Genomic DNA, 13,323 nt, shown 5'->3' with positions numbered 1-13,323 from the left:
TCCGCTAATTTAAATTGATATTGCCATTGTCAGATATAACAGAAAACAAACAACTCTATTGTCTGAAGTATAATTGTATATTCAGCGTTGAAAACTAAACACTCCCCAAGCAAAACACACTCGATGAATCTCATCATCTTACAGAATGCGTTTAAAAAATGCCTTCAACCATTGTGAGTTATAAAAAAATAGTCTAATTTTGCGGCCGATTATTATCCGTTAAAAAGGTGTAATTGAATTGTTTTCAGGAAATTGTTCACCGCCCAAGTGGTCATGCCCGGCCGCGTGGGTGCCCATCTGATACCGTTCGTACACCAGCAAATTGTTTTAATTAATTTTTGTAGGTCTAATTTCAAACAAAGAAAGACTGTGAATACTTTAAGTTACAAAACCGAATCGGCCACGCCGGCTACCATTCAGAAAGAATGGCTGGTTGTGGATGCTACTGACAAAGTACTTGGCCGTTTGGGTTCAGAAGTGGCTAAGCTTTTGAAAGGGAAGCACAAGCCAAATTACACGCCCCACATGGATTGTGGTGACAACGTAATTATCATCAATGCCGATAAGGTAAAACTTACCGGAAAAAAGTGGGAAGACAGAGTGTTTTTCTACCATAGCGGTTACCCCGGCGGACAAAGAGAAGTGACTCCAGCAATGCTTTTTGCGAAAAGTCCCGAAAGACTGGTTGAAAGAACCGTTAAAGGGATGCTTCCAAAAACCAAACTGGGACGTCAACTCTTTAGAAACCTGTTTGTGTATGCCGGTCCTGAGCACAAGCAAGAAGCTCAAAAACCAAGGGCCATTGATTTAAACACTATTAAATAATCGCTATGGAAGTTATAAATGCCATTGGAAGAAGAAAGGCTGCTGTTGCCCGTATCTATCTGAGCGAAGGAAAAGGTAAGATCACCATCAACAAGAGAGAGCTTGAGAATTATTTCCCTGCAGCTACCTTGCAGTATGTTGTGAAACAACCTCTGGATCTTCTTGGAGTAGCAGGTAACTATGACATCAAAGTAAACCTTGATGGAGGTGGTGTGAAAGGTCAGGCTGAAGCGCTGCGCCTTGCCATTGCCCGTGCACTTGTAAAAATTAATGCCGACAGCAAACCCGCTTTGCGTGCCAAAGGATTTCTCACCCGTGACCCCCGTGTGGTTGAAAGGAAGAAACCGGGTCGTCCAAAAGCAAGGAAGAGATTCCAGTTCAGCAAGCGTTAAGATACCTCAGGTGCGTTTAGTATCTAAACCAACGAGATTTCTGAAACAGAACTACTTATTGGTTGCCTGAAATAAGAAAGTAAACGACTTTAAAAAAACAAAAATGCCTAAAGTACAATTTGATCAGTTACTGGAAGCCGGAGTACACTTCGGTCACCTTAAAAGAAAGTGGAATCCAGCCATGGCGCCTTACATTTTCATGGAGCGCAACGGTATCCACATTATTGACCTGCATAAAACAGCCGTGAAAATTGATGAGGCTGCAAATGCAATTAAGCAAATTGCTAAATCTGGACGGAAAATATTATTTGTTGCTACCAAAAAGCAGGCTAAAGACATTATCGCCGACAAGGCAGGGTCAGTGAACATGCCCTACGTTGTGGAGCGTTGGCCTGGTGGTATGCTTACCAACTTCCCAACCATTCGTAAAGCGGTTAAAAAGATGACATCTATCGACCGCCTTATCACCGATGCAAGTTGGAACAGTCTTTCTAAACGTGAGAAATTGCAGATTACCCGTCAGCGTGCAAAACTGGAGAAAAACCTGGGTAGCATCGCCGACTTGAACCGCCTTCCGGCTGCTATGTTCGTGGTTGACGTGATGAAGGAACACATTGCCGTTAAAGAGGCCATCCGTTTGAACATCCCTGTGTTCGCAATGGTTGACACAAACTCTGATCCGGGTAATGTGGACTTCGTTATCCCTGCCAACGACGATGCTTCAAAATCAATCGAAATTGTGTTAGGCGCAATGGTTGATGCCATTAAAGAAGGTTTGTCTGAGCGCAAAGCCGATAAAGATACCGATGAAGGTGCCAAAGAAAAAGGTGCCGGAAAAGGAAGAAAAGGTGATGGACGTGCCCGCACAAAAGCTCGCAGAGATGAGGACGAGGAGATTGATGACGAGGTGAGCGAAGTTGAAAATTCTGTGTCTGAAGAAGGCGAAGAATAAATTTCTAACCAACAAAATCTGAAGAAAATGGCTATATCTGCTGCAGACGTAAGCAAACTGAGACAAATGACCGGCGCCGGTATGATGGACTGTAAAAAGGCCCTCGTTGAAGCCGACGGCGATTTCGAAAAAGCTACCGATATCATCCGCAAAAAAGGACAGGCTATCGCTAACAAGCGTGCCGACCGTGATGCCACCGAAGGTGCTGTTCTTGCAAAATCTAACGCCAACAACAAAAAAGGCGCTCTGATTGTGCTAAATTGCGAGACTGACTTTGTTGCAAAAAATGAGAGCTTCGTGGCTCTTGCCGAATCTATCCTTGACCTGGCTTTGGCCAGCGACGCCAATACCGTTGACGACGTGCTTGCACTTCAACTCAATGGCGTAGCCGTTAAGGACGTTATCACTGAGCAAATTGGTGTGATTGGCGAGAAACTTGACCTGGCTTTCTTTGGCGTGATTAACGCTGAAACAGTTGTAGCATACATTCACCCGGGCAACAAACTGGCTACGCTGGTTGGACTTAACAAAGACGGTGTTGATGTACAAATTGGTCGCGACGTGGCTATGCAAATCGCTGCTATGAGTCCTGTATCTGTTGATCGTGACTCTGTTCCACAGGATGTTATCGAGAAAGAACTTGAAATTGGTAAAGAGCAAGCGCGTCTTGAAGGTAAACCCGAAGAGATGCTTGAGAAAATTGCTCAGGGTCGTTTGAACAAGTTTTTCAAAGAGAGCACGCTTCTGGAGCAGGTGTTTGTGAAAGATGGTAAAATTACCATTCGCGAATATCTTCAGAAGGTTGATAAAGCGTTGACTGTTACTGAGTTTCAGCGTTTTTCGCTCAACGCATAATACAGTCCACTGTTATAGTACAAAGCCCCGCAGCCTCTTTCGGTTTGCGGGGTTTTATTTTGTCTACGCTCCAGGTAATTGAACGGCGCTGGATGTAGTCGTCAATCAATCTTCAATGTGAGCTGTAATTTTCCCAATTAGGGCATCATGTATGCAACTGGTTATTTAACCAGCGCTACATCCTGTTTGGATGAAAGCTCTTCAAGAACTGATAGTTCACGTATCCAGGCATCTTGAAAACGGCCGTTTCTTTGTATTCTGGCAAGATGATTTTTGGCTTCGGTTTCACTTTCGAATTGCCCATATACGTAACGAAGATAGCCATCATCGCCTCGAAAGGTTTTTATAAGCTCAGCCTCCAGCCCGCGTAAATACGTTGTGTGCGCCCGTTTTTGCTTACTTAAGGCAAGAATCTGGATTGTAAATGCAGGTGCTTTCTGCGTTTGTTCAACTATTTCAGAAGTTTGACTGCCATGTGTGGTTGGCGCTTCAACGGCTAAGTTTCTCTGTGGGATGAGCGGAGAGAGCATCTTTATATCCTCCGAAAGGATGATTCTGTTAATCCTGTTAAAGGCAAGTTCAGGTGAAAGGTATATGGTCTCTATATCCTGAACCGTTTCTGGTGTTGCTTCCTGAATTCGGTAACGCTCATCTGTGTTAAGCACCAAAAGGTATTTTCCGCTCACAGGGTTGGGTCGGTAATCGCCTACCTGGGCATTGTCTGATTCGCGCCACACCAATATCCGCAGTTGTGACACAGGCAGGTTACCCTGATTTTTAACTGTACCCTCAATTACAGCAAGTGAACCGGACTCTTCATTGCTAAAGCTTACCTGATAAATATTGGAATGGCCATGTCCTTCAGAAAAGCGGTATGACGACATATATGCTTGGCTTTTATCGAGCGTAGGAAGAAAAAAGAGGTCGTCATCGGCACTGTTTATGGGGTAGCCAAGGTTCACGGCCTGTGCCCATTGTCCGTCGTCAAGCTTATGGCTGTAGAACACATCAAAACCGCCCATCGAGGCATGTCCATCCGATATAAAATAGAGCGTCTGTCCATCGGGGTGCATCATCGGAGTCTCTTCGTCGTGAGGTGAATTGATGTTTGGACCCATGTTTATCGGTTCTTCCCAGTTGCCATACACATCTTTACGCACGCTGTAGATGTCCAGACCGCCAAATCCACCTGGCCGATTGCTTGTGAAATAGAGTGTGCTTTGGTCGGGTGAGAGGCTGGCATGGGTTTCGTCCCAGGCAGAATTAATTGGTGCCGGAAGTTTTACCGGTTCCTGCCATTTGTTGTTGATAAGTTGGCTAACGTATATGTTCTTTGTTAATCCACCTTCGGTTTTATAAAGGAATAACTGTTCCCCATCAGGGGATAAGGATAGGATAGATGCGTGTTCGTTACGTTTGATTAGTTCCGGAATTGGTATTGGTGTTTGCCAATTTTCGCCATCAAATTCCGACATGAAGATGTTTTCCGGGTATTGACCGTCGGGTAGCAGTCTGTCTCTACCTACCGGACGGCGAGAGGTAAAGAACATCCGTTTGCCGGTAAGACATACAAGCGGGCTGTGATCATCGTAAAATGAGTTTATATTGTCGCCTGGATTTGTGATTTTCAGTGCTATCGGATTGTTTAAAAGGATTCTTGCATTGGTTGCTTGTTTTATGTCATGGGTTATTTCCAGCAGCAAATCATCAAAGCTTGTCGAATCTTTTAAGTAATGCAAAATATCCAGGGCTTTGTCCGGTTCATGGCGCAAACTGTAGGCGCGTGCCATCATTTGTTGCACGTAAATACCAAATGGGTCAAAATGATCTTGTTCTGGAATAATGTTTAAGACTTTACGAAATACCGTAATGGCAGAATCAAGCTTTTGGTTGGAGTCGATAAATGTTACTCCAAGTTGAGTCAACGCGTCAACATGGTTTGGCGATTCAGTAAGTATCTGTGAAAACAACTCAATTGCCCTGCCATAATCCCTTTGATCAGCAGCGGCTATGCCTCTTCTGAAAGTGCCGTGATGTTTATCTCTTAAAACTATTTGCGAATTTACTGTATCAATGCTGATTGCAAATAGAATCAAAACACAAACAAATACAAACCTATCTCTAAATCTCACCCGCATATCATGATGATTTGTCTGTTATTTAAACTTGGTTGAGAACCAAAATGTTACATTTTTTTGAATCTCTTTTAATATTGGCTATCAGATGATTGATAAAAAGTCGTATAAGTAGATAGGTTGATGGATGTCAAAGTGTTTAGGGATGGTCTGAAATTGGCATATTGATGTTCTTTTCAAAAAAAATACCCTATTTTTGAAGCAATTTGCAAACCAGGAAAATATCGTGCGATATGCAGTTTAAACGAATTTTATTAAAACTCAGCGGTGAGTCGCTGATGGGCGAACAAGGTTATGGCATTGATCCGGTGCGGCTAAACGATTATGCAGAGCAGATAGCCGAAGTTAATGCGATGGGCATTCAGGTTGGAATCGTGATTGGCGGCGGCAATATTTTCCGCGGCTTAAGTGGTGCCTCAAAGGGTTTTGACCGATACAAAGGTGATCAGATGGGAATGCTTGCTACAGTAATTAATGCATTGGCACTTGCATCGGCACTTAATGGATTAAATATAAAAGCAAGGGTGCTTACAGCCATTCGAATGGAACCAGTTGGTGAGTATTACGCTAAGCCTATTGCCATGGAGGCGCTAAAGAATGGAGAAGTTGTGATATTGGCCGGAGGTACCGGAAATCCATATTTCACCACCGATACAGGATCCTCGCTCAGAGGAATCGAAATTGAGGCCGATGTGATGCTGAAGGGTACCCGGGTAGATGGTGTCTACACCGCCGATCCCGAAAAGGATCCGTCTGCTGTTAAGTTTGACACCATAAGTTTTGATGAGGTATATAACCGTGGGCTAAAGATTATGGATCTCACAGCCACTGCCATGTGTAAGGAAAATAATCTGCCTGTGATGGTGTTCAATATGGATGTGAAGGGCAACCTTAAAAAGGTGTTGTCCGGCGAAAAGATTGGAACACTGGTGCATCCATAAAGTAAGGCTGAACAGATTGTTATTGACGCCCTCGACGAATAATGTCACGGATATCGGCCACAATCATAAGCGCCTCTTCGCGGACAATGGCCGGAGGGGCTATGTTGCGAAGTTGTAAACTCCGGAGCCAGCCTGCAACATCATCATCACGCATGGTGTAAAGAACCTCTCTGAAGGTTTCTATTTCGGAGGGTGCGTAGTCTGATGAAGGTTTAAATCGGAATGCATCCAACTCTTCGTCATCGTAATAAACAATTTCATCAGATGAGGAGAGAAGGGTTTCTTTGTCGCAAACCTCATGGGCGCCGCAGCAGTCGGCATCGGGAACTTGCACAACCTCGACAGTCTGTTCTTTTTTACCTGATGAGGCCATTCGGGTTCCAAACCAGGTAAGCGCAAAAACCACTATTATACTTAAAATGATGATCCACATGCGGCAAAGTTACAAAGCTTTATTGTTATAAATGGGTGGCCAGCGTTAAAAAAACCAAAGAGCGTTTTTCAGATATTAATTTATAAATGATTGATTGAAACGCAGCAAATAATCAGTAAAGAATGGGAAAACCAATGAACGGGGAGGAGCTACATTTTTTTGGAATAAGAGTAGTTTATAAGGATCTTGTTGATCAAGGTTATGAAGTGCTCAATGTACGTAAGGAGATGGATGTGAATCCTCAGATTCTGGCACGCAAGAGTGATACGCTCTATTTCATTGTGGTTAGAACAGCTACCTATCCGCAAATGGGAGTGCTTACGCCCGAAGTGGCCGCAAAAGTCTCTATGCACGCTTTGCGCCACAAGGCAGTGTGCCGTTTTGCCAGCGTTGGCGTTGCCAATGCCAATGGTGAAACGGACGAGGAGATGGGTCGTCCTGAGCTTGGTGGCGAATTCTATATCAACTACAATGGTCTGTTACCTTTTCCACAATAAGTAACGATGATACAGAAATTGAGCGAATTTGGAGACGAAATCGATTGTTTGTGTTGTCTGTGTTGGTTTTTTTCTTTGTCATGCACCAATGCGGACGCGTAATAATGCCTCGTCAGGGCAAATCCACAGTCGAATCAGTTACCACTGAAAGTTTAGTAGCTTCACCTGAAGTTGATGGCAGTAAGTTAAAAAGCTATGATGAAATTATCCAACAGCGCGGCATCTCAACCAGAGGTCGTGGCAGTTCACTGTTGACCTTGGTGATTTTTCTGGCCGGTTTGATTTATGCCATTCGTTTTATCTATCTAAAGGGATGGTTCTCTCTTATATTGCCACAGTGGGTCTCGTTTAAAACAAAGCTGTTTCGCGATAAGGCCACAGGCAGTTTGCGTATTCGAATCACCATTTGCAACAACACATCAGAAAGCAGAACTTTTAAGCAGCCCGAGATATATTTCAGGAAAGGCTCAAAAGTTCGTACTTTTAGAATCAACAATGAATTTTTTCCGCTTACCTTGATGCCGGGCATCAGCCATGCTCTGGTGGTTGATGTGGGCCAGTTTTATGATAAAGTTGGCGATTTGAAAGGATACAACCGTGTTTCGGCAGGCATTGAGCAAGTTAACGGCAAAACATACAAAACATTTGCCTGGCCACAATGGTTGGTTTTTAAGTGAAACAATTTTGGTATCTTGTTGAATTAGAACAGTGATTCTCTGAAACGAGCTCTGCGTAAACTATATGCATACAGTGGAGCGTTTATCCGCTGATCGCTCCCGATAAGTCGGGACAAGTTGTGGTAATTAAAATCCAAATTTTAGATACATGATACGAGACTTCTTTATCCGTAAGTGGCAAAGCTATAAAAGTAGAAAACGTTGGTGGAGCATAATGTTCGACTTTCTCTTCCTTTTATTGATACTGGCGATGGTGATTCCGGCCAGCCGGCGCACTATGTCCTCCTTTGTGGTGCGCCAGACCTTAATATCGCCTCGGGAATCGGCTAAAACCATTTTTCTGGATGACGATGATTGGCAGTTTAGTGTGATGAGTTATGATGGTGAATTCTTTAATCTGAAGGATTTTGAAGGCAAGCCTGTTTTTATAAACTATTGGGCCACATGGTGTCCCCCCTGTATTGCCGAGCTGCCATCAATTCAAAATCTCTATAATCAATATCGCGATAAAGTGCATTTTATCTTTATCAGCAATGAAAACCCGGATGTGGTAAAGGCCTTTATGGAACGGCGCGGGTACGATTTGCCTTTGTATGCACACGCAGGGCCTGTGCCCGATGCTTTTGAATCTTCTGTGTTGCCAACAACGTTTGTGATAGGTGCTGGCGGACGCATTGTGTTGTATAAAACCGGTGCAGCCCGCTGGGATTCAAAAAAGGTTTTCAGGCTAATGGATCGTCTTAGTCAGCAATAAAAAAAGCGCAGGATTGAGATTTCAATCCTGCGCTCTATCTGTTTGCTTCGCTTGATGATTAGAACTTGTAGCGCACTCCAAGCGCCAGTCCAAACCATCCTCTTGAATCTACATCAACAAGAACCAATTCAGGTCGGGTGTCAATAGATAGTTGAAGAGGTATCTCAGCAAAGTTATATTCTATACCGGCATTAAGTGCCAAAGCCAGATAAACGCCATCTTTTCTCTCGTATGGCCCGGAATAACTACTGTTTCCCAACGAAGGGCCAAGGCCAAGATACCAGTTAAAACCTGCTTCAATGGGCATTACCCACTGATAAATACCGGTTAGATTCCAATAGCTCCAGTGGTTTGTGCTTTTAATTCCCAAGTCAAGTTCCAATCGGTCACGGCCAAATGGAGTCTGATAAGAAATTTCAGCGCCTACAAAGTTTCCTCCACCAAATCGAAGACCGATGGCTCTGTCCTGAGCGGCTACAGAAGCTATTGGTGCTAGAAGTAAAAAAACAAGTGCAATTAATCCCAGCTTTTTCATTGTATTATAGTTTATGTTTGTAATTATTAAGATTAACAAAATATGGCTTCTTTTGCTCAAATCCTATGCCATCAATATAATGTTGGCTAACGGGTAAAAAAAAACCTCCATATTACTGGAGGTTTTTTTAGTTGTCCCGCAAGGATTCGAACCCTGACTAGATGGACCAAAACCATCTGTGCTACCGTTACACCACAGGACAAACTCACGTGCTTTGTCTTTTCAAAAGCGATGCAAATATAGAATCTTTTCACCTTATTCACCAAAAAAATGAACCAAAAAAATCAAAAAGATTGTGGTTTTCTGTTTCGCTGGATAATAAGTGGTTTATTGTCATTTAATTGTCCGATTTTAAACGTTCTTTCCCATATATGACATCGATTTTTAACCTGATTTTTATAAGATTATTGTATTTTTGGCAATCAGGATAATTACACTCTGGTTTAAGAGACTGAAATTTAAGTGTTATGCAAAGATATTCTCGTTACAACAATCTTTTTGGATGGCTGGCCTTTCTGGTTTCGGCCGTGGTTTATATTCTTACCATAGAACCTACAACCAGTTTTTGGGACTGTGGTGAGTTTATCTCCGCATCGTATAAATTACTGGTTGGGCACCCCCCGGGAGCCCCGTTTTTTATGATTGTGGGGAGATTTTTCACACTTTTTGCCCCTGATGTTACCAAAGTGGCCATTACCATAAATATTATGTCGGCACTGGCCAGTGCTTTTACCATTGCATTTCTGTTCTGGACCATTACCCACCTGGCACGTAAAATTTTTATGGACGAAGAGACGAAGGAGGAATCCTGGCGTATGTGGGCGGTATTGGCTTCCGGATTTGTGGGTGCTATGGCCTATACTTTTTCAGATACTTTTTGGTTTTCGGCCGTGGAGGGTGAAGTGTATGCCATGTCGTCACTCTTCACTGCGGTTGTTTTCTGGGCCATCCTCAAATGGGAGAATGTAGCTGATCAGCCGCACTCAAACCGCTGGTTAATTCTTATTGCTTACCTTATGGGTTTGTCCATCGGGGTGCACTTGCTCAACCTTCTGGCCATTCCGGCTATTGTAATGGTTTATTATTACAAGAAGTATGAGATAACCCGCAAAAATACAGCTAAGGCGCTGGCTATTGCAGCAGTTCTTTTAGGCTCTATCCTGTATGTCATTATCCCCGGAGTTGTTAAGGTGGCCTCCTGGTTCGAGTTGTTCTTTGTGAATGGTTTAGGGTTTGGATACAAGAGTGGGGTAATAGTTTACGCTACTATGGGAATCAGTCTCTTGTGTTATGGTATATACTATACCTATAAGAAGCAGAAGCCCATTTTTAACACCATATTGACCGGTGTTGCCGTTATCATCATGGGTTATTCTTCTTTTGCGATGATTGTGATACGTTCGGCAGCCAACCCAACCATGGATCAAAACTCGCCCGAGGATGTTTTCACGCTCATGTCATATCTAAACCGTGAACAGTATGGTGACCGACCCCTAATTGTTGGCCAGTATTATAACTCGCCACTCGATTGGAATGCCATGGAAGGAGATAAGGGGCGTCCCATTTATGCACAAATAGATGGTAAGTATGAGATTGTGGATTCGCGTCCCAATTATAAGTTTGATGATCGCACAACCACGTTTTTCCCACGTATGCACAGTCGCGATCCCAGACACATTGACGAGTACAAGCGGTGGGCCGACATTAAAGGGCGCCCCGTTTCGGTAACCGATGATTCGGGTCGTCCTACAACCATTCAGCTTCCTACTTTTTACGAAAATCTTAAGTTCTTTTTCAACTATCAGGTTCGCTACATGTATTTCCGCTATTTTATGTGGAATTTTGCCGGTCGTCAAAATGACATTCAAGGGCATGGCGAGATACACCGTGGTAACTGGATTTCAGGAATTCCATTTCTGGATAACCTGATGTACGGCGATCAGTCAAAACTACCTGATACACTAAAGAATAATCCGGGACGTAATACATATTATATGTTGCCTCTGCTTCTAGGTATTCTTGGACTTCTCTTTCAATATGGTGCCGGGAAAAAAGGTAAGCGTGATTTTTGGGTAGTAATGTTGCTGTTTTTCTTCACCGGACTGGCCATTGTAATTTATCTGAATCAAACACCATTGCAGCCTCGTGAGAGGGATTATGCTTATGCAGGCTCCTTTTATGCCTTTGCAATATGGATTGGTTTGGGTGTGCTAGCGCTTGTGGACGGATTAAGAAGGGTACTTCCCGGCATTCCTGCTACTGCCATCGCATTCACCGGCTCATTGCTGTTGGTGCCGGGTATCATGGCCATGGAGAACTGGGACGATCACGACCGTTCGCATCGTACCATTGCACGTGACCTGGCTTTTAACTATCTCAATACTGTTGGCGAAAACGGTGTTATCTTCACCAATGGCGACAATGACACCTTCCCGTTGTGGTATGCACAAGAGGTTGAAGGCGTTCGTACCGACGTGCGTGTGTGTAACTTAAGTTACCTGCAAACGGACTGGTACATCGATCAGATGAAGCGTAGAGCTTATCTGTCAGATCCATTGCCATTTTCACTCGAAAAATCACAATACCGGGTTGGCACGCGCGACATAGTGTATATGCTCGATCGTATTGAGGGCTATGTGGATATGAAGGAGGCCATGCAGTTTCTGGCCAGTGAAAACCCTCGAACCAAGCAGGTTCCTAATTACAGCGGAAGAGTTGAGTATCTGCCTTCAAAATCATTCTTGTTTCGTGCTGACCGCAATAGAATCATGGATAACGGACTGGTAAGCCCACGTTACGAGCATCTTATTGACTCGCTCATGTATGTGGATGTTAACAAGGAACGCATTCTGAAGAATGAGGTGATGGTGCTCGATTTGCTGGCACACATGGAGTGGGAGCGTCCTATCTATTTTGCTGTAACTGTTGGCACAGAAAACTATGTGGGTTTGGAGCCCTATTTTCAGCTCGAAGGTTTTGGTTATCAGGTAGTGCCCATCCGTGCCGAAGGCTCTGATGGTCAAACAGGCCGGGTTGATACAGAGAAAATGTATGACAATGTGATGAACAAGTTCATTTTTGATGGATGGAACGACCCCAGAGTATATCTGGATGAGAACCATTTGAGAATGGCAATGAATATACGCAACAACCTTTCGCGCCTTGCAACCGCCTTAATCGAAGAAGGACAGGTAGAGAAAGCTGTTAAGGTTCTGGACAAAACCATGGAGGTGTTGCCGCATCCGCGTGTGCCTCACAACTATTTCTCACTTTTCCTGGCCGAAGCCTATTTTGAAGCTGATGAAATGGAAAAAGGTGATGACATTACCCGCGATTTGGCAATCGAAAACCTTCAGGAGCTTGGTTTCTTCACATCTCTGCGTCCTGCGTTGCGTGCCGGTTCAATGAGCGAAATTCAACGCAACATTGCCATCTATTCCGAAGTGATGCGTACCCTCAGATATTTTGGACGAGATGAACTAATCAGGGAATTGGAAGGAAAGTATGAAGTTATTTTCCAGAGACTTGGATTCTTCCAAGGTTAAAAGCCATAGTTGGAAGGTTAAACCACCACTTGTTTTCAGGTGGTTGTTTCCTTCTACAATCTGGCGCATACCGGTTAACAGTAAGCGCGTGTTCATCACTTTTGACGACGGCCCCATACCAGAAGTTACGCCTTGGGTTGTGGATAAACTCAGGCAGTATGGAGCCAAGGCTACTTTTTTTTGTGTTGGCGACAATGTGCAGAAGCATCCCAACGTTTTTGGCTTGCTGGCTGATAGTGACATGGCTGTGGGAAACCATACTTTTTACCATTCAAAGGCATGGTCCGTATCACTGAAAGAGTATCATAAGAGCATCGATATGTGCACAAGTTTGGTGAATTCAAATTTGTTTCGTCCGCCGCATGGGCAGCTTTTTCCGTGGATGATACCTGCACTGCGACGTAAGTTTAGTAAGATTGTTATGTGGGATATCCTGTCGATGGATTATGATGCCAGTTTGACTGCCGATGATGTGTTCAACAATGTAGTCACTCGTGTTAAGCCAGGATCTGTTATTGTATTTCACGATTCGCTTAAAGCCTGGCCGCGACTCGAGAATGCCTTGCCTCGTATTCTTAAGTCTCTAAGTGATCAAGGATACACCATGGATGTAATCAAATGAAAGGTGTTGTACTTTTTTTGGCAAGACTAGACTACATCTTAACACATTACAGTTAAGTCTAATTGCATTAAATGAGATGGTTAAAGACGTATAAAATATCCGAGTTCGATAGCATCTTGATGCAGATGTGAATCTGTTCATGAAACATCGTGCTAACCAA

Annotated in this window: 13 protein-coding genes and 1 tRNA gene; 10 read left to right on the top strand and 4 right to left on the bottom strand. The window is 43.7% G+C overall.

Translation table 11 applies throughout. From position 1 onward, the window contains the following. Window positions 1-369 precede the first annotated feature (369 nt). From rplM to tsf, 4 genes are all read left to right on the top strand, one after another. A complete protein-coding gene (gene rplM / locus ALKIM_RS0107445; protein ID WP_026474085.1) occupies window positions 370-825 on the top strand; it encodes a 50S ribosomal protein L13 in 456 nt (151 codons plus the stop codon). A 5-nt stretch (window positions 826-830) separates the two neighbouring features. Beyond that, window positions 831-1,217 (top strand): 30S ribosomal protein S9, encoded by a 387-nt coding sequence (rpsI, locus tag ALKIM_RS0107440; RefSeq protein WP_026474084.1) that lies wholly within the window; start codon window positions 831-833, stop codon window positions 1,215-1,217. A gap of 103 nt (window positions 1,218-1,320) precedes the next feature. Further along, window positions 1,321-2,169 carry a 30S ribosomal protein S2 gene (rpsB, locus tag ALKIM_RS0107435; protein ID WP_026474083.1) on the top strand — a complete coding sequence of 283 codons (849 nt, stop codon included), beginning with the start codon at window positions 1,321-1,323 and terminating at the stop codon, window positions 2,167-2,169. A 27-nt stretch (window positions 2,170-2,196) separates the two neighbouring features. After that, window positions 2,197-3,024 (top strand): translation elongation factor Ts, encoded by an 828-nt coding sequence (tsf, locus tag ALKIM_RS0107430; RefSeq protein ID WP_026474082.1) that lies wholly within the window; start codon window positions 2,197-2,199, stop codon window positions 3,022-3,024. A 161-nt stretch (window positions 3,025-3,185) separates the two neighbouring features. Here tsf and ALKIM_RS19210 read toward each other — a convergent pair whose 3' ends face one another. After that, on the bottom strand, window positions 3,186-5,120 hold the full coding sequence (locus ALKIM_RS19210; protein WP_162148801.1) for a tetratricopeptide repeat protein: 1,935 nt from the start codon (window positions 5,118-5,120) through the stop codon (window positions 3,186-3,188). Between the two features lie 272 nt (window positions 5,121-5,392). Here ALKIM_RS19210 and pyrH point away from each other — a divergent pair, with 272 nt between their 5' ends. Further along, window positions 5,393-6,100, top strand: a complete 708-nt coding sequence (gene pyrH, locus ALKIM_RS0107420; RefSeq protein WP_026474081.1) for a UMP kinase — start codon at window positions 5,393-5,395, stop codon at window positions 6,098-6,100. A gap of 19 nt (window positions 6,101-6,119) precedes the next feature. Here pyrH and ALKIM_RS0107415 read toward each other — a convergent pair whose 3' ends face one another. Beyond that, the gene (locus tag ALKIM_RS0107415) at window positions 6,120-6,533 is read right to left on the bottom strand and encodes a hypothetical protein (protein WP_026474080.1); all 414 of its coding nucleotides are present in this window, start codon (window positions 6,531-6,533) and stop codon (window positions 6,120-6,122) included. A 122-nt stretch (window positions 6,534-6,655) separates the two neighbouring features. Here ALKIM_RS0107415 and ALKIM_RS0107410 point away from each other — a divergent pair, with 122 nt between their 5' ends. The 3 genes from ALKIM_RS0107410 (at window position 6,656) to ALKIM_RS0107400 (ending at window position 8,461) form a co-directional block, all read left to right on the top strand. After that, complete coding sequence (locus tag ALKIM_RS0107410; RefSeq protein ID WP_026474079.1) at window positions 6,656-7,030, top strand: PDDEXK family nuclease; 375 nt, start codon at window positions 6,656-6,658, stop codon at window positions 7,028-7,030. 80 nt (window positions 7,031-7,110) lie between these two features. Then, window positions 7,111-7,707 carry a hypothetical protein gene (locus tag ALKIM_RS17925; RefSeq protein ID WP_157363828.1) on the top strand — a complete coding sequence of 199 codons (597 nt, stop codon included), beginning with the start codon at window positions 7,111-7,113 and terminating at the stop codon, window positions 7,705-7,707. A gap of 148 nt (window positions 7,708-7,855) precedes the next feature. Next, window positions 7,856-8,461, top strand: a complete 606-nt coding sequence (locus ALKIM_RS0107400; RefSeq protein WP_084555832.1) for a TlpA family protein disulfide reductase — start codon at window positions 7,856-7,858, stop codon at window positions 8,459-8,461. A gap of 58 nt (window positions 8,462-8,519) precedes the next feature. Here ALKIM_RS0107400 and ALKIM_RS0107395 read toward each other — a convergent pair whose 3' ends face one another. Both ALKIM_RS0107395 and ALKIM_RS0107385 read right to left on the bottom strand, forming a co-directional pair. Then, window positions 8,520-8,996, bottom strand: a complete 477-nt coding sequence (locus ALKIM_RS0107395; RefSeq protein ID WP_026474077.1) for a hypothetical protein — start codon at window positions 8,994-8,996, stop codon at window positions 8,520-8,522. Window positions 8,997-9,127: 131 nt separating this feature from the next. Beyond that, a tRNA-Gln gene (locus ALKIM_RS0107385) sits at window positions 9,128-9,198 on the bottom strand. A gap of 265 nt (window positions 9,199-9,463) precedes the next feature. Between ALKIM_RS0107385 and ALKIM_RS0107380 the strand changes: the two genes are divergently transcribed. Both ALKIM_RS0107380 and ALKIM_RS0107375 read left to right on the top strand, forming a co-directional pair. Beyond that, the gene (locus tag ALKIM_RS0107380) at window positions 9,464-12,541 is read left to right on the top strand and encodes a glycosyltransferase family 117 protein (protein WP_026474076.1); all 3,078 of its coding nucleotides are present in this window, start codon (window positions 9,464-9,466) and stop codon (window positions 12,539-12,541) included. Further along, complete coding sequence (locus ALKIM_RS0107375; RefSeq protein ID WP_044117799.1) at window positions 12,501-13,163, top strand: polysaccharide deacetylase family protein; 663 nt, start codon at window positions 12,501-12,503, stop codon at window positions 13,161-13,163. The genes ALKIM_RS0107380 and ALKIM_RS0107375 overlap by 41 nt, the downstream gene beginning before the upstream one ends. Window positions 13,164-13,323: the final 160 nt, after the last annotated feature.

Source organism: Alkaliflexus imshenetskii DSM 15055 (genome assembly GCF_000517065.1).
GTDB classification, from domain to species: Bacteria; Bacteroidota; Bacteroidia; order Bacteroidales; family Marinilabiliaceae; genus Alkaliflexus; species Alkaliflexus imshenetskii.
The sequence above is the reverse complement of the archived record's forward strand: the minus strand, read 5'-3'. Positions and strand labels throughout refer to the sequence as shown.